The organism is Stappia sp. (genome assembly GCF_048268045.1).
GTDB lineage: Bacteria > Pseudomonadota > Alphaproteobacteria > Rhizobiales > Stappiaceae > Stappia.
In genome coordinates, this window is the sequence record NZ_JBLWWG010000018.1 from 19,157 (window position 1) to 41,568 (window position 22,412).

A 22,412-nucleotide genomic window follows, 5' to 3' on the forward strand; every position below is an offset into this window, starting at 1 on the left:
GCAGACATGAAAAGGCCCCGCCGGAGCGCTCCGGCGGGGCCTTTTCACGTTTGTCGTTTACCCGCAACCGGGCAGAGAGTGCATCGGCCGGGCCGTCAGGCGACCCGGCCGATGCCCGATCAGTTGCCGTTCGCCTTGGCGGAAAGGCCGAGAACCTCGGGCAGTGAGGCCGGAGTCGTTGCCGCCAGACCGAGGATCATGGCCGCCGGAACGGGCGACTTGGGTGTCATCTCGATCACCAGCTCGTCGGGCGAGACGAGGAAGCTGCGCAGCGCACCGTCCAGGCTCTTCGCGAAGGGCGAACCCTGAATCGGGCCAAGGCTCGCGGTCGCCTGATCGGCGAGGGCGCCAGCGAGCGCCTCGGCCGGGACCCCGACGTCGTCCGACTGCAGTTCCAGATAGGCGGCGATCAGCCTGGCGTCGCGGATGCTCAGGCGGGCCTGCTTGAGCGTCGCGGTCGCCACGGCCGCCTGTGCCTGCTCGGGGTTCTCGAAGACGATCCGGGGGATGCCGCCGGACGCGGCCGTCAGCTCGACCTCTCCGCCACCTTCGACGCTCATCTTCAGCGGTTCGAGCATCAGGTCCTTGCTGTCCTCGTCCCAGTGCAGGCGGATGTGGTCGTCGTAGTTGATCTGCTTGATGCCGAGCTTCGTAAACAGCTTCTCGGCGGTCTCGTCGTCCAGCAGTTCCAAGGGCAGGCTGGCGCCTTCGGTCTTGATCTCGATGCTGGTCGGGATCGGGTCGATGAAATCGCTCATCGCCAGCGTGTAGCTGTCGAGGCGGACCGGACCGGGCATTTCGTCGCTCGAGATCGCGAGACCCTTCATGTCGATGCCGCCAAGCATCGGCATCACGGACAGGATTTCGGTGATCGAGGGCTTGCTCATCTTGGTGGCGATGGCGAAGCGGAGATAGGACACCAGCGGCGCAAGCCTCAGGTCGGTCATGTGGAACGAGTCGAGGTCGAACTTGCCGTTGTGCTGCTTGCTGGTGACGGCGACGCCCTCGATGCCGAAGGCACCGACGCCGCGATAAGAGGCCTCCTTCAGCGACATCTTTTCAACCGTGCCATTGACCTCGTCCGAGGTGACCTTGAGCGAGGACACCTCGCTGCCTGCCACGGAAAACTCCTGCAGCACGCCGAGCGCGCCCTCGACCAGCGGCATGACGCCGGCTTCGTCCTGCGGGAGCGTGCCGAGCGCGGCCTGATCGAGGAACGTGCCGAGGTCGAACGGCGTCACGTCGCTCGGCAGCCGCGTGTCGTCCACGGTCACCGCATCCACGGAGATCTTGGCGAAGGGGGCATCGATCTTCATGCCGTCGATGGAGATGGCCTCGATGATCGTCTCGCCGACCTTCTCGTCGGCCGGAAGCACGGCGAAGGCGCGCAGAATGGGGCGAATGTCGGATCCGGTGATGACATAGGGACCGGTCTCCTGGGTGAGCTTGAACTCTGTGTCATCGCCGCTGCCGGCCGGTGACACGTGCCGGCTTTCCGAGAGCGTCCGCTCTATGCGCTGCTCGCCGATCCGACCGTCGAGCATGTCCTTCAGCGAGACCTGCTCATAGCGTTCGCTGGAAAAGGCGCCGTTGGGAAGCTCCGACTTCATCTCGACCAGACGCGCGGACGAGCTCTTCACGACCGCTCCGAGCATGGTGCGGACCGCCGGGAAGAAGCGGCTGACAGGATGGGCGTCGTCCGGGGCGATGGTGACATAGGGCTGGAAGTAGCCGGTCGTCACCGCGTCGAACTGCGAGCCGGAGAACTTGAAGGCTTCGCGCGCGCCGTCGTCCGTCACGCCGCCGGACAGCTCGAAGGTCATCTCGCCAGGCTGCTCGAGGCGGTTGACGAAGACTCCGTTCTTCCGGGTCTCGACGCCCTGCAGACGGGCCTCGGGAAGAGAGAAGCGGATGTCGATGTCGATGTCCTTGCCGGCGATGTTGAACGCGAGGTCCCAGCCGAACTTGATATCGCGCACGGTCGCGTCGGACGGCGCGGTCTCGACGATTTCGCTGTATTCGGCCTGGGTTGCCCCATTGGCCTTCATCCAGGCGAAGTACCCCTCGATCGCATCGCGCGCCGGATTGGCGAGCGCCGGCGTCGCGAACTGGACCGTCGTCAGCAGAGCTCCGGCGAGCGTTGCCGTCACGGGGGCGAGGCGTCCGCCGATGCGGCGGCGCGGGGTGTGGGCAATTGCGCCCTTTGTTGAAGCTGTCATGTGAACGCTTCCCTGTTTTGCAGGTTCATTTGGGGACGTCAGCGACCAGACCGGCGAGGGGCTCGCCGGCCTGTATCTGCGTGCTGAGTCATCCAAGCGCCGCGGCGCCTGGACGAAGTGTCCCGGAGGGATGTTCGGAAGACCGGCTTCCGAAACGGATACGTGCCTGTCAGTCGGCTTTCGGCTGGTTTGCCGTGATCGTGACGTTCAGGATGTCCGGGAGCATCTGCGGGGCCATCATCGCCGTTCCCATCACCTGGGCGAAGGGGAGCGGCGTGGAAGGGGCGGCCACCGCGGCGAAGGACTTGGGCTCGTTCAGGAAGGTTGTCGCCGCGCTGGCGATCTTCTTCTGGAAGTCGACGTTGTTGACGACCGACAACAGCATCGGCAGCGCGCCGGTCAGCTGTCCGACGAACTCCGCGCGCGACACGCCGGAGGACTTGGCCTGGCTCTCGAGGAGGCGGTCGACGAGCGAATCATTGTCGAGGCGCATGCTCAGGCGTTCCAGCGTGAGGCTCTGCATGAGCGCCATCGCCTGCTCGGGGTTGTCCTGGGAGGCGTCGAGCTTCTTGACGATCTCGCGGGTCAGTCCGCCGATGGCAAGCGAGGCGCCGAGGGTCCCGACTTCCGTGCCGCCGACCGTCAGATCGCTGACCAGCAGCTTGCCGCTCTGCGGATCCCAGTCGGCCGCGAAGCTGCCCGACAGGGTGAGCTTGTCGTAGCCGAGGTCGGTGAGCGTCTTCTTCTCCTCGTCGTCGAGCGAGGCGGCAGAGATCTCGACGCCTTCGATGGCGAGCGAGCCGGAAGTCGGCAGGTCGCCGTCCATCTCGTCGATGGTGGCAACGACACTGGCGATCGGGATGAGCCCCTGCTCGTTGGCGTCGATGACGATGCCGGTGAGCTCGGCGCGCGAATAGGACGGAGCGATGCCGTCCGCCGAGCCGGCGGCCTTCACTGTCTCGGGGGAGGGCATGACCGGATCGTCGATGGAGATCGACTTGACCTCGATCCTGACCGTCTCGTCGCCATCCTTGCCGTCGACGGTGACGCCGGACATGACCATGCTGTCGGCATTCAGTCCGCCGGAGGCGGGCAGGACACCATCGGTGATCACGGTGGTACCGACGATGAGCTTGGCCTCGTTGCCCTTGTCCTTGATCAGGGTCTCAAGGCCCTTGATCGTGACCGCGCCGCCCGCTTCGGACACGCCGTCCTGAACGGTGACCGTGGCATTTCCGGCCTCGACGATCGCCAGGAACCGGTCGGCGATCTCATTGCCCGTCGGCTCGAAGGCCAGCGCGGGCGACACCGCGAGCATCGGGCAGGCGAGCGCGATCGCGAGCGCTGAACGGGGGGCCATGTGCATCATTCAATCATCTCCGAAATTCGGGTTTCCTTGCACCGCTCCCTGCCTGCGGTCGCGCTAGATTGCGTCAATTGCCGCGCGCGAACAACCCGCGCGCGAACAGGCTCGCCCCAGCCCCGGGCGATGCGTGGCGGCAAGGTGATCACGGACAATGTCTAAACCGTGACAGTGGAAGACTTTTCCGGCCATTGCGCGATTGCCTCGGCGACCCTTGCCTCGGTCGGCATGCTGGCTTCGTTGCCGAGGTGCTGGATTGCATTGGCGGAGGCGCCGCGGGCAAAGCGGAAATGCGCCTCCCAGCCCGCCTCCGGGTGGGCGAGAAAGTGGTGGATATAGGCTCCGTGGAAGATATCGCCGGCGCCGTTGGTGTCGATGATGCGCTCCCTGGGCACATCGAGCGCGGGCATGTGCTGGTTCGTGCCATCGCCCTCATACCAGTGCATGCCCTCGTCGCCGATGGTCACGGCGCCGATGCGGCAGCCCTTGGAGCGCAAGTAGTCGAGCGTGTCGGCGATGCCGAAGCCGAGCTGCTCGCAAAAGCGCGCCGAGACCACCGCGACGTCGATCAGTTCCAGCAGGTCTTCGGTGCCGGGGCGCACCGCGCCGCCATCGAGCGATGTCAGGATGCCGCCGGCGCGACAGGCTCTGGCATAGTGCAGGGCCGCGTCGGGCATGTGGCCGTCAAGATGCAGTGCGCGGCAGCCGTCCAGGTTAAGCGGCTGCCAGGGGTGCAGGTAATCGTCGTCGCGGCAGCGCACGATGGCCCGTTTCCCGTCCTTCGGCATGATGAAGGAGAGGGAGGATTCGCGCACTTTCCGCCCGTGGATGGAGATGCCGTATTTTGCCGCCATGTCGAGGAACATGCGCGCCAGCCAGTCGTCGGCGAGCGAGCACATGATGTCCGGGCGCGAGCCGAGGCTGGCGCAGGCGAAGCCGGCGGTGACCGCATTGCCGCCGAAGCTGACCGCATAGTCGCGGGCGATGGTTTTCTCGTCGCCGGTCGGCAGTTCGTCGGTGAGAAAGGTGATGTCGATATAGGTCTGGCCGATGAACAGTGCCTGCATGGATTTCCTCTTGCTGTCCGGGGCGGGGCCGGTATCCCGAGCGGGGCGGGAGGGGCGGCGCGAGCCCGGATTTCCGGGGCCGCAAAGCCCATCTTCAGGGCTCATTTACCAAAACTGTGCAGGATGGCGACATCGGTCAATCTCGGAATCGCGCGTGTCCCATCGCTATGCCCTGTTCTTTCGAACGCTGACACTCGCGCTCGCACTTGCGATAGCGCCGCTGATCGCTGCCAACTACATCCTGAGCAACTACGCCGAGGCACAGGCCGAAAGCGAGATGAAGGCGATCGCCGAGCGCTACATCCTGCGCGCGGAAAAGGCCATCGGCGACGCCGTGTCGGTTCTCCAGAAGCTGCACCAGGGCGGTTTCGTCACCTGCGCGGCCATGGACCGGGCGGCCTTTCATGCCGGTCTGCTCGAAGCTCCCTTCGTCCAGATGATCGGTGTGGTCGACAGCGGCGGCGTGCTCATGTGCAACGTTCCCGATGAGGCGACCAGCGGCAAGCCGGTGCTTCCCGTGCTGCAACCGGATTCGCCGCTCGTCGGCATCGGCATGCGCGACAAGAGCTACGAGGGCACCAACGTCGCGCTGGTGAGCTGGCGGATCGGCAACGGCCAGCGGCTTCTCGCCGAAATCTCGCCGGTCTCGATTTCCATCGATCCGGGCGCGGAATACCTGCGCCCCTTCCGCCATGTGGAGCTGCAGCTCGGCGACGGTGTCGTGTGGCTGCGCTCGGGCGAGGAGAGCAGCTTCGATGCGACCGCGGCCGAGCGCCAGCTCGCCGTCACCGCTCTTTCCAGCAAGTATCCGATGTCGGCGACGGTGACGGCTCCGGTCTCGGCGGCCGAGACCATGGTCAAGGATCTCAAGGTGGTTGCGGCGATTGCCAGCGTTGGCGTCGCGATCCTGTTCGTGGCGTTCGGCGTGTGGTTCTCGTGGCGGCCGGAAAGCGAGGCGGAGGACGATTTCGTCCAGGCCATCCGCAAGAGCGAGTTCGTGCCCTACTACCAGCCGGTCATGGACATCGAGACCGGGCGGCTTCGCGGCTGCGAGGTGCTGATGCGGTGGGTTCGCCCCGACGGCACGGTCATCTCGCCCGGCGCCTTCATGACCTTCGCCGAGACCTCCGGTCACGTCTTCGAGATGACACGGCAGATCATGCGCAAGACCTGTGTGGAGGTCGGCGACCTCTACTACCGGAATCCGGATTTCAAACTGTCGCTCAATCTGTTTGCCGGTCACTTCGAGGATCGCAGGATCGTCGACGACCTGCGCGAGATCTACGGGAACTCGCAGATTGCCTTCCAGCAGCTGGTGATGGAGGTGACCGAGCGCCAGCCGCTGTCCGACATGGAGACGGCGCGCAAGATCATCGCCGAGATGCAGGCCCTGGGCTTGCGCGTCGCGCTCGATGACGTCGGCACCGGCCACGGCGGCTTCGCCTATCTCCAGAAGCTTGGCATCGACATCATCAAGATCGACAAGATGTTCATTGACAGCCTCGGGACGGACGACAATTCCACGACCATCGTCGACACGATGGTCGAGCTGGCCGACAATCTCGGCATGGGCATCATCGCGGAGGGCGTCGAGACCATGGAGCAGATCGAGCGGCTGCGCGCGCTCGGCGTGTCCGCTGCCCAGGGCTATATCTTCTCTCCGCCGCTTCCCGCCAATCTGTTCATCGATCTGGCAGAGGCGCTCGCCAGCAACGGCGAGGGCGCCGGCGAGGAGGACGAGGACACCGAGGACGCCGCCGCAGTCGCCTGAGGCCCTCCATCCCGTGCAGTTCAGCCATGCGCCGTCTTGCGGCTTTTTCCGTGAGGCGGCTTTCGCTATGGTGGCGCCGTTTCGTACCAGCAGGCGGCAGTTCTCGTGTCCAGTTCCTCCCTTTCTCCTCGTTCCCTCGAAACACGCATCCACAGCGGACGGTGCGCCCGCCTGCGCTTTGCCGCGCTCGCGGGTGCGCTCGCCCTGGCGCTTGCTGCCTGCCAGGGGGCGCGGGATAGCGGGCGTACAACGGCGCTTGCGCCCGTCACGCCGTCTCCGGCGGTCGCCTCGGCGGCGCTTCCGGCGCTCCAGGACAGCGGAGCGTCGACCTCGGATCTGGCCTATGCTCCGGTTGGCAGCGCGGTGGTGCGCGGGCATTCGGTTATCGTCGTGGATGCGGCGTCAGGGCGCGTGCTGCACGAGGAGGCCGCCGACGGTCTGCGCTATCCTGCGTCGCTCACCAAGATGATGACGCTCTATCTGCTCTTCGATGCGCTCGACCGGGGAGAGGTGACGCTCGACACACCGCTGAAGGTGTCGGCCAACGCGGCGAGCCGGCCGCCGGCCCGCCTCGGCCTCAAGGCGGGAACCACGATCCCCGTGCGCAAGGCGATCCAGGCTCTGGCGGTCAAGTCGGCCAATGACGTGGCCGTGACGGTGGCGGAAAACCTCGGCGGCTCGGAAGATGCCTTTGCCGCGCGGATGATGGCGAAAGCCCGCGCGCTCGGCATGACGCGGACACGCTTCGTCAATGCCTCGGGCTTGCCCGACCCGCGCCAGGTGACGACGGCCCGTGACATGGCGATCCTCGCGCGGGCGCTGAAAACGCGCCATGCGGACCGGGCCGGGGCCTTCACCGCGCGGTCCGTCAGCTATGGCGGAAAGACCTTCAAGACGACCAACAATCTGCTCGGCCAGGTCGCCGGCGTAGACGGCATCAAGACCGGCTACATCAGCCTTTCCGGGTACAACCTGGCGGCTTCCGCCGGGCGCGGCGGACATCGTGTCATCGCCGTCGTGATGGGCGGCAAGAGCGAGGCGTCGCGGGACGCGGAAGTGGCTGAGATACTTGAGCGCTATCTCTAGGTTCCGCGCTTTTTCACGTGTGACGGTAGGTATATTTCGCGATACCTAAACTTTTAATCTTCGTGTTTGTTCGATTTGAAGGAGGGTGACGCAGGGTTGTTCCGTTGAAGGAGGACTGCGATGCCCATCATCCACGGCAATTTCTCGGCGAGCGAACTGCTCCGGCACATTTCCGCATCCGTGCATCAGGGCATCGCTGTGATGGACGCCGACCTGAACTTCGTCCTCGTCAACAAGACCGCGGCCGCGATGCTCGATTTGCCGGAGGAATTCCTGGAGCGCAGCTTCTCGCTCGAGGAACTCATCCGCCTGAGTGTCGTGCGCGACGGCGTGGAGGATGTCGAGGCCGAGGTCAGCACACGCATCAAGGTCGCGATGGAGCGCGCGCCGCATGATTTCGAGCGCGTCCGCCCGGATGGCAAGGTCATCCGCATTCAGGGCACGCCGCTTGAGGGTGGCGGCTTCGTCACGATGTTCACCGATGTGACCGAGCCGTACCGCCAGAAAGCCTCGATCCTTGAGGAGAACGACCGCCTCGAACTCCGGCTCAAGGAGCGTTCGCTGGAGATTGAGCAGAATCGCGGCATGCTGCTCGCCGCGGTGGATGCGGTGCGTGATGGGCTTGCCATCGCCGACGACAAGGGGCGGTTGCTTCTGGCCAACAGCAGCTTCCGCAAGATCCTGTCGGGTGTTGAGGACAGGCTCGTCGCCGGCGCCGACGTGATCGAGGTCCTGCGCCAGGCAGAGGGCGACGATCTCTCCGAGGCGGTCGCCGAATTCCGCGGCGACGGGGCGACGGAGCACAAGTTCTCGGGCGGCACATGGTACCGGGTGAGTTGCCGGCCTACCGGCGACAACGGGCTGATCTTCAAGCTCACGGACATCACAGCCTTCAAGAAGCAGCATTCCAAGCTGCGCCGGCACACGGACGAACTGGTGCGCATGCTGCGCCAGGAGATTCAGCTCAACGAGATGCAGCGTGAATTCGTCTCCATGGCCTCGCACGAGTTTCGCACGCCGCTTGCGATCATCGACAGCAACGCCCAGCGCATCCTGCGGCGCATCGAGGATATCGACACGCAGGCGCTGGCCACGCGTGTCGGCAACATTCGCGAGTCGGTCGACCGGATGCAGTATCTGATCAACCGCTTCCTCAATGCGTCCCAGTCGGAGACCGGCGACCTCGAGCTTGAGCTGGCGCCAAAGCCGTTGCGTGACGTGGTTGAGGACGTGTGCCGGCGCCAGTCGCGCATCGCCGCGACCCATGCAATCGACATCGACCTGGGCGGGCTCGGCGAGGAGGCGATGATCGACCAGAACATGTTCGAACAGTGCCTGATCAATGTGCTTTCCAATGCGGTGAAATATTCGCCCGGCGCTGAGAAGGTGCAGGTCACCGGCTCGCGCAAGGGGCGCTACAACGTCATCCGCGTTCGCGATTATGGCGTCGGCATTCCCGCCGACGAGATTCCCAAGATCTGTAACCGCTACTTCCGCGCGTCGACATCGAGCGGCATCGCGGGCACGGGCATCGGCCTGAACATGGCTCAGATGGTGATTAAGAAGCATCGGGGCAGGCTGGTCGTGACAAGCAAGGTCGGGGAGGGGACGAGCGTCGATATTCTTCTCCCGGTCTTTGAAAGCGGTGTCAGGGATGGCGCCGGGCAGAACGAAGTCAGGCAGGAAAGGGCAGCACATGGGGCGTAAGGCAAAGATCCTGTGCATCGAGGACGAGCGTCTGCTGCTGGTCGATCTGGTCGATGAACTGACGGATTCCGGCTACGAGGTGCTGGCCGCCAACAACGGCGCCGAGGCGATGGAGCTGCTGAAGAAGCACACCCCCGATCTCGTTCTGTGCGACATGATGATGCCGGCGATGGACGGACCGCAGGTGCTGCGCCGGGTGCGCGAGGAGTTCCCGCGCCTGAGCCGCATGCCGTTCATCTTCCTGACGGCGCTGGCGACCCGCGACGACATCATCAGCGGCAAACGGCTCGGGGCGGACGACTATCTCACCAAGCCGATAGACTTCGACCTGTTGTTCGCCACGATAGAGACGCGGCTGTCGCAGGTGGCGCGCATCGACGGGCTCTACCGCACGCAGCTTCAGAAGATCCAGGAAGCCATCTTGAAGAAGTCGAGCAGCAAGGGACCGGTGCGGATTTCGATTGTCGCCGGGCCGGCGAAGATCAGCGAGCCGATCAAGTCGGCGCTGGAGGAGCTGGGCTGTGTGGTGACGCTCGTGTCGGAGGAAACGCTCAAGCACAGCCAGGCCGACTTCAGCCACGAGGATCTCGTTTTCCTTAACTACTCGAAGATCGTTCACCTCTGCCTGAAATACATCGTCGACCGCAGCAAGGCGGCGTCGAAGGCGAAGATCATCATGCTGTCGCCGCCGAACCTGACATCGGAGCAGAAGGACGGTCTGTCCCAGACGGGGGTCGACGGTTTCATCGAGTATCCGTATCGGCCCGTGGAGGTCTTCAAGCAGGTCATGGAACGCCTCCAGCCCGCATGAGGTCGCCGGGTGCAGGCAGCGATGCCTGTTTCCGGCCGGCCTTCCTCCCGTTCACTCCGCTCCTTTCCCCCTCCCGTCGGGGCGGAGCCGGGAGGAAGGCCATAACTGCCACCGGGCGCCGCGAGGCGCCCGGTTTTTTGTCGTGCGGTCGTCGCCGGACCGGCTGCGTCAGAGCAGGCCCATCATGCGCGGCAGGAAAAGGACCGTCTCCGGCACATAGGTGATCAGCATCAGCACCGCGAGGGCCGCCAGGAAGAAGGGCATCATGTGCCTCACCATGCGCTCTATCGGTATGCCGAGCACGATGGAGCCGGTGAACAGCGCGGTGCCATAGGGGGGCGTGATCAGGCCGATCACCAGATTGAATGTGGCCATGACGCCGAAGTGCACCGGATCGATCCCGAGTTCGACGGACAGAGGCATCAGGATCGGCATGACGATGAAGATCGCCGGCAGCATGTCCATGAACAGTCCCCAGAACAGCAGGAAGACGTTGATGATCAGCAGGACGAGGATCGGGTTGTCGGTGATGGCGAAGATCGTCCGCGCCACCAGCGCGGGCACCTGCTCCGTCGCCAGGACCCAGGAAAACACGTTGGAGGCGCCCGTCAGCATCAGCACGGCGGCCGAGAGCGTGCCCGAGCGCAGGAAGATGCGCCACAGCAGTTTCGGGTCGGGCCGCATTCCGGTTTCCGCAAGCAGCAGCAGGAAGCCCCAGCCGACGGCGGCGGCGGAGGCCTCGGTCGGGGTGAAGACACCCGACAGGATACCGCCGAGAATGATGCCGGGCATGGCCAGGAACGGCAGTGAGCCGACGACGATCCGGGCGGCTTCGCCCGCCGACCGGCTCGGACTGCGCGCGATATTGTTGCGACGGGTGGTGATGAAGACGGCGATGGCCATGGCGATGGCGACGAGCAGGCCCGGCACGAGGCCGCCGACCAGCATGCCGCCGATGGAGGTGCCGGTGACCGCGCCGACGAGCACGATCGGGATGGAGGGCGGAATGATCGCCCCCTTGATCGAGGTCGACACGGTGAGCGCGGCGGCGAAGTCGCGGCTGAAGCCGGAGCGCGTCATCATGTCCGTCTGCATCCGCCCGAGCGCCGCGATGTCGGCGATGGAGGAGCCGGAGCAGCCTCCGAAGAGCATCGAGGCGAGGATGTTGACGTATCCGGTGCCTCCACGAAGACGTCCCACCAGAAGCTGGGCGAACTTCAGCAACCGGTCCGCGGTGCCGGACGCCACCATGAGCTCGCCCGCCAGCATGAAGAAGGGGATCGCCATGATGGTGAAGAAGTCGATGCCGTTGAAGAACTGTTGCGCGACGAGGTACATCGGCTCGCCGGCAACGGTGAAATAGACGATGCAGGCCAGCAGCATTCCGAACGATAGCGGAAAGCCCGCGACCGTCAGCAGGCCGAAGGCGACCAGCATCCAGGCAAAGGCGGGGTTCATTCAGTGACCTCCTTGACGTCGGCCTGCTCGTCGAGGTCGACAAGCGGTGGCTGGAGCTGCTTGAAGGCCAGCATGATCAGCATTGCCGCGGCACCGATGGGCACGGCGAGAAAGATCCAGAAGTATTGGATGCGCAGGGCGGGGGTGCGCATCCGGCCGTCGTGAAGCGCGACGTCGAGGCCCTGCCAGAACAGAACGGCGAAGGTCGCCGCCATCAGCGCGGCCAGCAGGCGGGCGATCCATGGCTGCGCGGCGGCCGGCAGCATGTCGGTGAAGATCGTCAGTCGCGGGTGCTGGTCCGTCCGCAGGGCGACCGCGCCGCCGAGGAAGGCCATGAAGATCATCGTATAGCGGGCAAGCTCTTCACCCCAGAAGAAGGCGATGCCGAAGACCGAGCGCCCGATCACCAGGGTGAGCACCACCGCCACCATGATGACGAGCGACAGCACGACGAGATTGCTGAAGAGGAGCTGGAAGAAGCGATCCAGCCTGCCGATCCATCCTCGCGAAGTCATCCAGGACCTCCCTTGTTGGTGGAAAGAGGGACCGCCCGCGCCTGGCGCGGGCGGCAAGGAGGCAGGTCAGAAGCCGGCGCCAGTGGCTTCCATGTGGGCGAGGAAGCCGTCGACGAACTCCTCGCCGAACTCTTCCACCGCCCAGGCCTTGGTCGGCTCGATGCTCGCGGCGCGGAAGGCCGCGAACTGTGCCGGCGAGAGGGTGTGAACCTCGACGCCGTTCTTGCGGATCTCGTTGATGCCGATCAGGTCCTGGACCGCGCCGATGCCGTCATGCGCCAGTGAGGCTTCCGCGTCGGCGGCCAGGATGGCACTGCGCTGCGTCTCGCTCAGGCCCTGCCACCAGTCCTCATTGGTGATCATCGCGCCCGTCGTCATGACGTGCTGGGTTTCGGTGAGATGGCCCTGCACCTGGTAGAAACGCTGCAGGATGATGTTGGAGGGGGTGTTCTCCTGGCCGTCGACGACGCCGGTCTGCAGCGAGGTGTAGGTCTCCAGGTAGGGGATCGGCACCGGCGTTGCGCCCAGGGCCTCCATCATCTTCTGGTGCGGCACCACTTCCATGGTGCGGATGCGCAGGCCCGCCATGTCGGCCGGCTCCATGATGGCGCGCGTCTTGGAGGTCATGTCGCGGAAGCCGTAGGGGTGGAGCGAGATCACGCGGATTCCGGTCTCGGCGGCCACCTCGTCGAGCAGCTTGGCGATGAACGGATTGTTGCGGTTCATCGTGGCGTTGAAATGCGCGCGGCTTTTGAACAGGAACGGCATGTCGACGATGCTGAGCTTGGAATCGCCCAGCGAGGCGAGGACACCTGAGGCGACATTGGCAAAGCCCAGCGAACCGCGCGAGATCTGCTGAACCATGGCGCGCTGGTCGCCGAGCTGTCCGTTGGGGTAGAGCTCGACGTCGAACTCGCCGCCGGTGAGACGGCCGACCTGGTCGGCGAAGACGTGCATGTAGGCGGAGACCGGCGCCGTTGCCGGATCATCCGGATCGGCCCATGTGGCCTTGAGCGTCTCCTGCGCGGCGAGCGGTTGCGCCGTCACGAGCGCGGTGGCGAGAAGTGCTGCTTTCCATCCCAGTTTCATGTGTTCCTCCCTGGTGGCGAAGGCGTGCTGCTTCGCTTTTCTGACTGGCTCGCATCCGGCGGGGCTCCTCCACCCCGGTCGAAGGCGACCTTCATCCGGGCGGCGGGTCGTGCCGCTGCGGAATGAGCTTGCCGGGATTCATCAGCCCCAGCGGATCCAGCGCTGCCTTCACGGCGCGCATCACCTCGAGCCCCTCGCCATGTTCCTCGGCGAGGTAGCGCATCTTGTGCAGTCCGACCCCGTGCTCGCCCGAGCAGGTGCCGCCGTAGCGGATAGCCCGCCAGCTGACCCGGTCGGCGAGCGCATCGGCGCGGGCGCGCTGGTCGGGGTCGCGGGGGTCGAAGAGAATGCCGAGATGGAAGTTGCCGTCGCCGACATGCCCGACAATGGGAACGGTGAGGCCGCTGGCGCGCACGTCTTCCTGGGTTTCCAGAAGGCAGGCGGCCAGGTTCTCGATGGGCACGCAGGCGTCGGTGCCCATGTTGCGCGAACCCGGCACGAGCGCGATGCAGGCCTCGTAGGCATGGTGGCGCGCGCTCCACAGAGCCGTGCGCGCCTCCGGCGTCTCCGCCTCGCGCCAGGACAGGCCGCCCGTGTCGCGGGCCATTTCCTGGAACAGGTCGGCCTGCTCGCGCGCGGCGCCGGGCGTGCCGTGGAATTCGACGAAGAGCGTCGGGGCGGCCTGCATGTTCTGAAGTCTGGAATAGCGGATGCAGGCGTCGGCCTGGACCTCGTCGAGCAGCTCGAGCCGAACCACACGCAGGTCCATCTGCCGGGCGAGAGTGGCCGTCTTCACCGCCGCCTCGAGCGTCGGGAACTGGCAGACCGCCGAGATCACCGCCTCGGGCTGGCCGACGAGCCGGATGCGCAATTCGGTGATGATGCCGAGCGTTCCCTCGGAGCCGATGTAAAGACGGGTCAGGTCGTAGCCGGTGGCCGACTTGCGGGCGCGGCTGCCGGTGTGCACGACGCGGCCGTCGGGGGTGACCACGGTGAGGCCCAGGACGACGTCGCGCATGGTGCCGTAACCGACGGCGTTGGTGCCCGAGGCGCGAGTCGCGGCCATGCCGCCGAGCGTCGCGTCGGCGCCCGGGTCGAGCGGAAAGAACAGCCCCGTGTCGCGCAGCCGGGCATTGAGCTGCAGGCGCGTTACCCCGGCTTCGACATGGCAATCCAGCGAGCCGGTTGAAACGTCCAGGACGCGGTTCATGCGCGTCAGGTCGACGCTGACGCCGCCGCGCAGGGCGGCGACCTGTCCCTCGAGCGAGGAGCCCGCCCCATAGGGGACCATCGGGATGCGATGGGCGTGGCAGATGCGCGCGAGGTCTGCGATCTCGGCGGTGGTCTGCGGATAGGCGACAAGATCGGGCATGCCGGCGTCCGGCAGTCCCTCGCCGTGGCTGTGGTGCGTGCGCTCCGCCTCGGAGGCGACCAGCCGGTCGCCGAGCAGCGCGCGCAGGGCCTCGCCGGCGGTGGCCAGGGCAGCGGGGCGCGGCCGTTCAGTCATGGTGCCGTCCCGTTCCGGCGCGCGCCGCCGCGGTCGGGTTTCCGTCTCGTGTCATTGCATCCCCCCTGCAATCGCGGCCGGGCAGGAGAGGGCGCCACTCGCGGGCGCCCTCCCTGTCGTCAGGCCGGCTCGGTCAGCTTCTCGTACTTCAGCACTTGCGAAAGCGCGGCGCGGATACGCTCCGCCTGGGCCGCGCTGGTGGCGGGCATCGGCGCTCGCGGCAGGCCGCTCGGCACGCCCTGTTGCGACAGCGCATATTTGACGTTCGCCGGCAGATTGTCGGCCGAGATGGTGTTCCAGAAGCGCAGCAGACTTTCGTGGATCTCGCGCGCCAGCTTGTGGTTGCCCGCCTGCACGGCATCCCAGAGCGCCACGCAGACGCCGGGCACGGCGGCCGGGTTCGCGGCGATGGTTCCGCAGGACCCCATGGCGAAGGAGGGATAGAGCAGGGCGTCCACCGCCGAGAAGATCAGCGCGTCGTCGGGCGCGGTGATCATCAGGTCGGCGAAGAGCTTGAGGTCTCCGGCGCTCTGCTTGACGCCGATCACATTGGGGATCTCGCGGATGATCTTCACCAGGAGCTCCGGCGAGAGATAGTTCCACGGCACCACGTTGTAGATCAGGATCGGCAGGTCGGTGGTGTCCGACAGGGTCTTGAAATGGGCGTAGGTCGCCTCCGCATCCGGCTTGAAGACGTAGTGCACTGGCGTGATCTGCAGCGCGTCGATGGCGAATTTCGTCATCAGCCGCGCCTTGTGAACGGCGTCGCGGGTCGAGTTTGTGATGATCCCGGCGATGACCGGAACGCGGCCCTGTGCTTCCTGCGCGCAGATTTCCGCCACCCGCTCCAGTTCCTCCGACGTGAGCGTGTGACCCTCGCCGGTGCTGCCGCCGAAGCAGATGCCGTGGACCCCGCGTGAAATGACGAAACGGACGTTCTCGCGAAGCGCCGCCTCATCGATCTCTCCGGCCGCATCGAAGGGCGTCACGATCGGCGGAATGATCCCGTGGATCTTGTGTTTCATGGAAATGCTCCTCTCCCGTATTTCGGTGGAGGAGTATCTGTGGCTTTTCCTCTCCGTCAAACGGAAATTCGAATTCAAAACCACAATGCGGGATTGGAATTGATTTTCTTTTTGATGCAAGTCGAAGAAGCAGCTATTTTTGAACAATTGTGCAATGCGATAACGCTCATGTATTTATTTGCATTGCAACATTATACCGGAATGCGGGATTTGTGTTTGGTTGTAGGAAAATCTGATTGCTACTATTAATCTCGTAATGCGGGATATGAGGGAGGGGAGATGGAGACCAAGAACGTCAAGACGCTGGGCAAGATGGTGAGCGTGCTGGATTGCTTCTCGACAACGGAACGCACGCTCTCCGTTTCGGAGATCGCCGAACGCACGGGGTTGCCGCGCTCCACGGCGCACCGCTCCATTCTGGCGCTGAAGGAGGTCGGCTTCCTCGAGCAGGACCGGGCTCGGGATGCGTATCGCCTCGGCTTGCGGCTGTTCCAGCTCGGCGCCACCGTGCTCAACAATCTCGACCTGCAACGCAAGGCGCGGCCGATCTGCGAGGCGCTGAGCAGCCTCTCCAGCGAGAGCGTGCATCTGTGCGTGTTCGACGGCGAGCGCATGGTCTTCGTCGAGCGCGCTGTCGGTGGCCCGACGGGCGAGCAAAACGACACCATCGTGATGGAGATCTCGCCCTGCTACTGCACGGGGGTGGGCAAGGCGACGCTCGCCTTTCAGCCAGAGCCGATCATCAACCGGGTGATCGCCGCCGGCCAGGACCGCTTCACGCCCCACACGATCGTCGAGCCCTCGGCGCTGCTGGAGGAACTGGCCGGGATCCGCGAGCGCGGCTACGCGCTCGACCGTGAGGAGCACAAGATCAACGTGCGCTGCGTCGCGGCACCCATTCGCAATTCGTCGAACCGGGTGATCGCGGCCCTTTCGGCCAGCGGCCCGGCGCGGCGCATGCCGGAAGAGCGCCAGCTTCAGCTCGCGCCCTATGTGATCGGCCACGCCGAGGCGATCTCGAAACGTCTCGGCTGGGTGGCCGACGCCAATGCGGGAGCGGTGGTCTGAACGGGGTCGCATGGCGCGCCGGCGTTCAGGCGCCGGTGTAGCCGAGGCTGCGCGAGATCTGGTCGGCGTGATAGACCACCACCTTGGCCAGTTCCTCGACGTCGGCCTCGGTGAGGCGCCAGTTGGGCCCGGAGACGGACAGGCCGGCGAAGACCTTGCCGTTCTGGTTGCGGATCGGTGCTCCCACGCAGCGCAGGCCGGGGCGGTGTTCGCCTTCGTCGAGCGAATAGCCGCGCTCGCGGATGACACGCAGTTCCTCGCGCAGGCGGTCGCCGTCGGTGATGGTTGTGTCGGTGTATTTCGGCAGCCCGCTTTCGACCAGCCGGTCGACGACCTCGTCGGGCTGAAAGGCGAGCGCCGCCTTGCCGACGCTGGTGCAATGCGCCGGGGCGTTCTCGATCCGGTTGACGCCGGAGGCCGGGTCGCTGCCGCTTTCCGTGCGCCGGATCACCACCGCCCGGTAGCCGTCGAAGATCGCCAGCGTCACCACATGGTCCGTCATCCGGTCGAGCGCATCGACGATGGGGTAGGCCTCACGGTGAATGTCGAGGTTGGACAGCGCCATGTTGCCGAGCTCGAAGAGCTTCAGGCCGAGCCTGTAGGCGTCGCGGTGCCGGTCCTGATCGAGAAAGCCCACGTCCCGCAAGGAGGCCATGAGCCGGTGCGTCGTCGACCGCGGAAAGCCGGTCCGGTCGCTGATCTCGGCAAGCGACAGGGTTCTGTCGTATGTCGTGAAACAGTCGAGCACCCGCACCAGTTTGCCGAGCGACTTCATTCCTTCATCGCGTTTGACCGGCGTTGTCTCCGGTGCCCGAGCATCGTTCTGGTCCATGAATTCCGCATCTTCCCTTGGGGCCGGCTGCGAATCTAGCGCAGCCGGCTTCAACTGTCTCGTGTTTCGGCCGGGTTTCACACCCCGCCGGACGGGGCGTTCTCAGCCTTGCCAGGTCCCGCTGGCGTCCTTGCCGGCAAGGGCGGCCATCCAGATGGCGACGGCGACCGCGCCACCGTCGGCATGCCCGAGAGCTCGGTCGCCGAGGTAGCTGGCGCGGCCGAGCTTGGGCGACATCTCGCTGGTCGCCTCCGCTCCCTCGCGCGCAGCCGTCGCGGCCGCCGCGAGCGCCTCCTCAAGGGGGCGGCCGGACTGCCGCGCCGCCTGCCAGGCGGCGAGCGCGGGGGCAAGCGCATCGACCATGGTGCGGTCGCCGGCCTTTGCTCCGCCAATGTCGGAAACGGCACCGATGCCGGCCGCGAAGGCGCGGTCCCAGTCCTCGTCAGCCGGCTGTGCGCTGTCGGGCAGGGCATGGGCCGCACGCATCAGGGCGGATGCGTAGAACGGGCCGGAGCTTCCGGCGATTGCCCGACGCATGGCGTCTGCAAGGCTCATGAGGAACAGGCGCGGCGTGTTGTATGCGCCGTCCGGCAGGGCCTTCAAGGCTTCCGCTCCGCGGTACATGCTGGCGCCGAGATCGCCGTCGCCGGCCTTGGCATCCAGGTCGGTGAGCAGCGTTTCGGCCGAGATCATGGACTGTGCCGCGCGCGCGCCGGCGGCCTTCAGTGCCGGGGTCAGGGGGCCTGCCTGAGGCGCGGGGATGGTGCTTTCGACCTGCCTGCCGGCAAGGCGCTTGCCGGTGCCCACGCCTGCGGTCGCCGGCCAGACGCGAACCTTCGTCGGTGCTGCGAGCCAGGTCGCGCGCGCATCGTCGATTGGCAGCAGCGTGATCGAGCAGCCCGGCATCTCCAGCGCGGTCATGAAATTCCCCGTCCAGATCATCTCCGGTCGGAGGCCGCGCGTCTTCAGGCTGTCGAGCGCGAGCCCGGCGATGATCGCCAGCTCCATCGGCGGGGTGCCACCGAGCCCGTTGATCAGAACGCCGACGCGCCCCTTTGACGGCAGTTCCGCGACCAGCGTGTCGAGCAGGCGGTCGACGATCTCGGTTGCGGGGCGCATGGGACTGCGTTCCACGCCCTTTTCGCCGTGAATGCCGAGGCCGAACTCGATCTCGTCTTCGCCCAGTTCGAAACCCGGCTTGCCGGCGGAAGGGACGGTGCAGGAGCCGAGGCCGACACCCATGCTCACCAGGTCGCCGGCGACGCCGCGGGCGAGCCCGGCGATCTCCTCCAGCGTCCGCCCGCTTGCCGCCGCCGCGCCCGCGACCTTGTGCACCAGCACGGTGCCGGCGATACCGCGTCGGCGGTCGCGAGGCACGCGCTCGCCGAGCGCCACGTCGTCGGCGACGAAGACCACTTCCACCGGGATGCCTTCCTCGCGCGCCATCTCGGCGGCGAGCGAGAAGTTCAGCCGGTCGCCGGTGTAGTTCTTGACCACCAGCACGCAACCTTTGGGGCCGGAGGTGGCGAGGATCGCCGCCAGCACCGCATCGACGCTCGGCGAGGTGAAGACGTCGCCGGCGACGGCGGCCGACAGCATGCCTTCGCCGACATAGCCCGCGTGGGCCGGCTCATGCCCGCTGCCGCCGCCGGAAATGATCGAGACCGGGCGCTTTGCCGTGTCCTGGGGAATGTCGGCGCGCAGAACGACAGCCTCTCCCTCCAGCAGCGCCAGCGCCGGGTCGCTGGCGACCAGGCCCTGGAGCAGGTCGGCGACGGTGTTGCGCGGGTCGTTGATGAGCTTTTTCATGGCAGGACCTTTCGTTCAGTGCGTTTCCGGATGGCGCGAGGCATGTGCCTCCGCATGCCGGAGAGATCGGGTCGCGGAGATCTTCCGCCAGGCGATCCGCGCGAGCGGAATCAGCCACACGAGCAGAGTGACGACGCCGAGTGTGGCGGAGACGGGGCGTTCGAAGAAGCCCAGGAAGTCGCCGCGCGAGGCAATCATCGAGGTGAGGAAGTTGCGCTCCACCAGGGGGCCCATGACGAGGCCGAGGATGACGGGCGCAACGGGGATCGCGGCGCGGGAAAAGATCCAGGCCATGATGCCGAAGCCTATCATGACGCCAACATCGAAAAGCGAGTTGTTGACCGAAAAGGCGCCGATTGCACAAAAGAGCAGGATGCCGCCGTTGAGATAGGCGCGCGGCACGGAGAAGATCAGCCCGGCGGCGCGGATGGCGAGATAGCCGAGCGGCAGGATCAGCAGGTTGGCGATCAGGAAGATGAGGATGACGGCGTAGAAGTTCTGCGGATTTTCCGTCAGCAGTTGCGGGCCGGGGTTCAGCCCTTTCATGAACAGGACGCCGACCGCGATCGCCGTCACCGCGTCGCCTGGAACGCCGAAGACGGTGGCCGGGATCCAGGCGGAACAGAGCGCGGCGTTGTTGGTCGCGCCCGCCTCGACCAGCCCTTCCGGGTGCCCGGTGCCGAATTTTTCGGGCGTCTTCGAGGCGCGGCGCGCGTTGGCATAGGAGATCCACGCGCCGAGGTCTCCACCGGCGCCGGGAAGCGCTCCGATCAGCGTGCCGAGGCCGGCGCCGCGCAGAAGGTTCACCCGATACCGGCGCAGGATCGTTCCGACGCCGGCGAAGGGATTGCGAATGCGGGTGACGCCTCCGGTCGCGCCGGTCTGGGTTCCGTTCATCAGCTCGCTGATGGCGAACAGGCCGATCATCGCCGGGACGAAGGACAGGCCGCCCATGAGGTTGGTGCTGCCGAAGGTCAGCCGCGCGGCGCCGGTGAGCGGGTCCATGCCGACGCAGGAGGCGAGCAGGCCGACGAACAGCGCGAAGGTCGACTTCGCCAGCGAGCCGCCGGTGACGAGGGCGCAGCAGGACAGGCCGAGGACCGCCAGCCAGAAATACTCGAAGCTGGAGAAGCGCAGCGCCGCCGTGGCGAGCGCCGGGGCGGCGATGGCGAGCACGGCGAAGCCGAACAGGCCGCCGAGGAAGGCGGAGACCAGAAGCGTTCCGAGCGCCTGCCCGCCGCCTCCCTTGCGCGTCATGGCGTGCGCCTCGTCCGTATAGGCGGCGGAGGAGGGGGTTCCGGGAATGCGCAGCAGCGCGGCGGGAATGTCGCCTGCCGTGATCGCCATGGTCGTGCAGGCGATCACCGTCGCGATGGCCGGGATCGGGTCCAGATAGAAGGTGAAGGGCACGAGCAGCGCGGTCGCCATGGTCGCGCTCAGGCCCGGGATCGCACCGACGAAGAGACCGAAGGCGCAGGACAGCAGGATCGCCAGCAGCGTTGTCGGCGTACCGACCAGCGCCATGGCCTGCGCAAGGGTGTCGAGCATTGAACGGGCCTTCCTCTCAGAACAGGCTGCCGGCAGGCAACGGGACGCGCATGACTTCGGCGAACGCCAGATGGACGGCCGCGCCCAGCACGAGCGTTGCCCCCAGCGCCGGCAGCCAGCGCGCGCCGCAGGCCTTCATCAGCACGAATGCCGAAAGGGCGGCGGCCGGCAGGAAGCCGATGGCCGGCGTCGCCGCCAGCGCGGCGACCAGAAGTGCGGGAACGAGCAAGGCGAAGCGCAGGGACTGCGGTGCAGCGCCGCGGGGGGCGCCGACCGGGAGGCGGCGGACCGCGCCGAGACCCATTGTCACGCCGAGGCCGGTGAAGACGACGCCGCAGATCGTCAGCAGCAGGCCTGGCCCGATCACCGTGCGCGGGATCATCGCCCGGTAGTCCTGTGCGTGGATGACGAGTGCCACGCCCATCGCCAGCGACACGCCGGCGATGACAAGATCGAGAAGCGGGGAGGTTTGCGAAGGCCCGGGCGGGGACGCCCCGGCGGATGCCGGGGCGCTGTCGTCCGTGGTGGACGGCCTGCTCGTCATTTGGCGAGGCCCGCTGCCTTCAGCGCGTTGCCGAACTGGGCGTCGCGGTCGGCGAGATACTGTTCGAACTTCTCCGGCGGAAGGTAGGTCGGGCCGAACTGGCGGGCTTCCATGAAGGCCTTGAACTCGTCGGAGGCGGTAACCTTCTCGAGCGCCGCGCCGAGGGTTGCGACGATCTCGGGCGCGGTTCCCTTGGGCGCGGCGAGGCCGCGCCAGCCGCTGATGGCGACGTCGAGGTTGGCCGCTTCCTTGACCGTCGGCACGTCCGGATAGTTGACGTTGCGCTCGGTGCCCAGGGTGGCGAGCGGACGGATCTCGCCGGCGTCGAGCAGCGCGCGCGCCTCCGGGAACTGAACCACCGCCGCCTGGATGACGCCCGAGGTCAGAAGCTGGAGCGCGGGGGCCGCGCCCTCGGAAGGTACCCAGAAGGCTTCCCTGCCGCCGGCCTCGTTGACGAGCTGCGCCCAGGCGAGATGGTTGACGCCGCCGATGTTAGCGCCGCCCGCCGGCACGGCGGCGCTGTCCTGCTTGAGCGCGTCGACGAGGCCCTGCAGGGTCTTGTAGGGCGAGCCGGTGGCCACGAAGACCGCGCCGTAGTCGGCGTTGAACAGGCCGATGGGCGTGTAGGACGTGTAGTCGAGGTCGGACTGGCCGAGCCAGTGGAACATCGACAATTCGGTGGTGATGTTGCCGAGCGTGTAGCCGTCGGGCTTGGCCTCGGCCATGTCGGTGTGGCCGATCACGGCACCGCCGCCGGTGCGGTTGACGACATTGACCGGTTGGCCCAGCTCGTCCTGCAGCAGTTTGGCGACGATGCGCGCCGTGGCGTCCGAGCCGCCGCCCGCCGACCAGGGGCAGATGATGGTGACGGCGCGGTCTGGATAGTCGGCGAAGGCGGGGCCACTGGCGAGCATGAGCGCCGCGGCGGCGGCGAGGGTGGCTGTGCGCTTGAACTTCGTGATCATGGGGCTTCCTCCATAGAACCCTTTGGCT

The 22,412-nt window shown here is 66.3% G+C and carries 18 protein-coding genes; 5 read left to right on the plus strand and 13 right to left on the minus strand.

Features of this window, described 5'->3' with window-relative positions; all coding sequences use genetic code 11:
* Positions 1–119 precede the first annotated feature (119 nt).
* The 3 genes from ACN0WF_RS19245 to ACN0WF_RS19255 form a co-directional block, all read right to left on the minus strand.
* Positions 120–2,219: a hypothetical protein gene (locus ACN0WF_RS19245; protein ID WP_417774390.1), complete on the minus strand. Its 2,100-nt coding sequence runs from the start codon at positions 2,217–2,219 to the stop codon at positions 120–122.
* Positions 2,220–2,388: 169 nt separating this feature from the next.
* Positions 2,389–3,579, minus strand: a complete 1,191-nt coding sequence (locus ACN0WF_RS19250) for a hypothetical protein (RefSeq protein WP_417774391.1) — start codon at positions 3,577–3,579, stop codon at positions 2,389–2,391.
* A gap of 161 nt (positions 3,580–3,740) precedes the next feature.
* The gene (locus ACN0WF_RS19255) at positions 3,741–4,649 is read right to left on the minus strand and encodes a sugar kinase (protein ID WP_417774392.1); all 909 of its coding nucleotides are present in this window, start codon (positions 4,647–4,649) and stop codon (positions 3,741–3,743) included.
* Between the two features lie 154 nt (positions 4,650–4,803).
* Here ACN0WF_RS19255 and ACN0WF_RS19260 point away from each other — a divergent pair, with 154 nt between their 5' ends.
* From ACN0WF_RS19260 to ACN0WF_RS19275, 4 genes are all read left to right on the plus strand, one after another.
* Positions 4,804–6,420 (plus strand): EAL domain-containing protein, encoded by a 1,617-nt coding sequence (locus tag ACN0WF_RS19260; protein WP_417774393.1) that lies wholly within the window; start codon positions 4,804–4,806, stop codon positions 6,418–6,420.
* Between the two features lie 105 nt (positions 6,421–6,525).
* On the plus strand, positions 6,526–7,506 hold the full coding sequence (locus tag ACN0WF_RS19265) for a D-alanyl-D-alanine carboxypeptidase family protein (RefSeq protein WP_417774394.1): 981 nt from the start codon (positions 6,526–6,528) through the stop codon (positions 7,504–7,506).
* 120 nt (positions 7,507–7,626) lie between these two features.
* Positions 7,627–9,213 (plus strand): PAS-domain containing protein, encoded by a 1,587-nt coding sequence (locus tag ACN0WF_RS19270; RefSeq protein ID WP_417774395.1) that lies wholly within the window; start codon positions 7,627–7,629, stop codon positions 9,211–9,213.
* Positions 9,203–10,024, plus strand: a complete 822-nt coding sequence (locus ACN0WF_RS19275; RefSeq protein WP_417774396.1) for a response regulator — start codon at positions 9,203–9,205, stop codon at positions 10,022–10,024. The genes ACN0WF_RS19270 and ACN0WF_RS19275 overlap by 11 nt, the downstream gene beginning before the upstream one ends.
* 168 nt (positions 10,025–10,192) lie before the next feature.
* On the opposite strand, the gene ACN0WF_RS19280 is transcribed toward ACN0WF_RS19275, so the two are convergent.
* The 5 genes from ACN0WF_RS19280 to ACN0WF_RS19300 form a co-directional block, all read right to left on the minus strand.
* Complete coding sequence (locus ACN0WF_RS19280) at positions 10,193–11,482, minus strand: TRAP transporter large permease (protein ID WP_417774397.1); 1,290 nt, start codon at positions 11,480–11,482, stop codon at positions 10,193–10,195.
* Positions 11,479–11,997 (minus strand): TRAP transporter small permease, encoded by a 519-nt coding sequence (locus ACN0WF_RS19285; protein ID WP_417774398.1) that lies wholly within the window; start codon positions 11,995–11,997, stop codon positions 11,479–11,481. The genes ACN0WF_RS19280 and ACN0WF_RS19285 overlap by 4 nt, the downstream gene beginning before the upstream one ends.
* Positions 11,998–12,063: 66 nt before the next feature.
* Entirely contained in the window at positions 12,064–13,086 is a 1,023-nt protein-coding gene (locus ACN0WF_RS19290; protein ID WP_417774399.1) for a TRAP transporter substrate-binding protein, read from the minus strand.
* A gap of 91 nt (positions 13,087–13,177) precedes the next feature.
* Positions 13,178–14,593: an FAD-binding oxidoreductase gene (locus ACN0WF_RS19295; RefSeq protein ID WP_417774400.1), complete on the minus strand. Its 1,416-nt coding sequence runs from the start codon at positions 14,591–14,593 to the stop codon at positions 13,178–13,180.
* Positions 14,594–14,712: 119 nt separating this feature from the next.
* The gene (locus tag ACN0WF_RS19300) at positions 14,713–15,618 is read right to left on the minus strand and encodes a dihydrodipicolinate synthase family protein (protein ID WP_417774401.1); all 906 of its coding nucleotides are present in this window, start codon (positions 15,616–15,618) and stop codon (positions 14,713–14,715) included.
* Between the two features lie 279 nt (positions 15,619–15,897).
* On the opposite strand from ACN0WF_RS19300, the gene ACN0WF_RS19305 reads away from it, so the two are divergent.
* Complete coding sequence (locus ACN0WF_RS19305) at positions 15,898–16,686, plus strand: IclR family transcriptional regulator (protein WP_417774402.1); 789 nt, start codon at positions 15,898–15,900, stop codon at positions 16,684–16,686.
* A gap of 25 nt (positions 16,687–16,711) precedes the next feature.
* On the opposite strand, the gene ACN0WF_RS19310 is transcribed toward ACN0WF_RS19305, so the two are convergent.
* From ACN0WF_RS19310 to ACN0WF_RS19330, 5 genes are all read right to left on the minus strand, one after another.
* Positions 16,712–17,518: an IclR family transcriptional regulator gene (locus ACN0WF_RS19310; protein ID WP_417774403.1), complete on the minus strand. Its 807-nt coding sequence runs from the start codon at positions 17,516–17,518 to the stop codon at positions 16,712–16,714.
* 102 nt (positions 17,519–17,620) lie between these two features.
* On the minus strand, positions 17,621–19,327 hold the full coding sequence (locus ACN0WF_RS19315) for a dihydroxyacetone kinase family protein (RefSeq protein WP_417774404.1): 1,707 nt from the start codon (positions 19,325–19,327) through the stop codon (positions 17,621–17,623).
* Between the two features lie 15 nt (positions 19,328–19,342).
* Positions 19,343–20,875 (minus strand): tripartite tricarboxylate transporter permease, encoded by a 1,533-nt coding sequence (locus tag ACN0WF_RS19320; RefSeq protein WP_417774405.1) that lies wholly within the window; start codon positions 20,873–20,875, stop codon positions 19,343–19,345.
* A gap of 16 nt (positions 20,876–20,891) precedes the next feature.
* Positions 20,892–21,419 (minus strand): tripartite tricarboxylate transporter TctB family protein, encoded by a 528-nt coding sequence (locus ACN0WF_RS19325; protein ID WP_417774406.1) that lies wholly within the window; start codon positions 21,417–21,419, stop codon positions 20,892–20,894.
* Positions 21,416–22,384 (minus strand): tripartite tricarboxylate transporter substrate binding protein, encoded by a 969-nt coding sequence (locus ACN0WF_RS19330; RefSeq protein ID WP_417774407.1) that lies wholly within the window; start codon positions 22,382–22,384, stop codon positions 21,416–21,418. The genes ACN0WF_RS19325 and ACN0WF_RS19330 overlap by 4 nt, the downstream gene beginning before the upstream one ends.
* Positions 22,385–22,412: the final 28 nt, after the last annotated feature.

Excerpts from the sequence above, each read along its gene's own strand:
- ACN0WF_RS19310 (WP_417774403.1), bottom strand. The coding sequence starts at position 17,518 with ATGGACCAGAACGATGCTCGGGCACCGGAGACAACGCCGGTCAAACGC.
- ACN0WF_RS19285 (WP_417774398.1), bottom strand. The coding sequence starts at position 11,997 with ATGACTTCGCGAGGATGGATCGGCAGGCTGGATCGCTTCTTCCAGCTC.
- ACN0WF_RS19330 (WP_417774407.1), bottom strand. The coding sequence starts at position 22,384 with ATGATCACGAAGTTCAAGCGCACAGCCACCCTCGCCGCCGCCGCGGCG.
- ACN0WF_RS19270 (WP_417774395.1), top strand. The coding sequence starts at position 7,627 with ATGCCCATCATCCACGGCAATTTCTCGGCGAGCGAACTGCTCCGGCAC.
- ACN0WF_RS19325 (WP_417774406.1), bottom strand. The coding sequence starts at position 21,419 with ATGACGAGCAGGCCGTCCACCACGGACGACAGCGCCCCGGCATCCGCC.
- ACN0WF_RS19315 (WP_417774404.1), bottom strand. The coding sequence starts at position 19,327 with ATGAAAAAGCTCATCAACGACCCGCGCAACACCGTCGCCGACCTGCTC.
- ACN0WF_RS19275 (WP_417774396.1), top strand. The coding sequence starts at position 9,203 with ATGGGGCGTAAGGCAAAGATCCTGTGCATCGAGGACGAGCGTCTGCTG.
- ACN0WF_RS19320 (WP_417774405.1), bottom strand. The coding sequence starts at position 20,875 with ATGCTCGACACCCTTGCGCAGGCCATGGCGCTGGTCGGTACGCCGACA.
- ACN0WF_RS19245 (WP_417774390.1), bottom strand. The coding sequence starts at position 2,219 with ATGACAGCTTCAACAAAGGGCGCAATTGCCCACACCCCGCGCCGCCGC.
- ACN0WF_RS19255 (WP_417774392.1), bottom strand. The coding sequence starts at position 4,649 with ATGCAGGCACTGTTCATCGGCCAGACCTATATCGACATCACCTTTCTC.
- ACN0WF_RS19295 (WP_417774400.1), bottom strand. The coding sequence starts at position 14,593 with ATGACTGAACGGCCGCGCCCCGCTGCCCTGGCCACCGCCGGCGAGGCC.
- ACN0WF_RS19250 (WP_417774391.1), bottom strand. The coding sequence starts at position 3,579 with ATGGCCCCCCGTTCAGCGCTCGCGATCGCGCTCGCCTGCCCGATGCTC.
- ACN0WF_RS19290 (WP_417774399.1), bottom strand. The coding sequence starts at position 13,086 with ATGAAACTGGGATGGAAAGCAGCACTTCTCGCCACCGCGCTCGTGACG.
- ACN0WF_RS19305 (WP_417774402.1), top strand. The coding sequence starts at position 15,898 with ATGGAGACCAAGAACGTCAAGACGCTGGGCAAGATGGTGAGCGTGCTG.
- ACN0WF_RS19280 (WP_417774397.1), bottom strand. The coding sequence starts at position 11,482 with ATGAACCCCGCCTTTGCCTGGATGCTGGTCGCCTTCGGCCTGCTGACG.
- ACN0WF_RS19300 (WP_417774401.1), bottom strand. The coding sequence starts at position 15,618 with ATGAAACACAAGATCCACGGGATCATTCCGCCGATCGTGACGCCCTTC.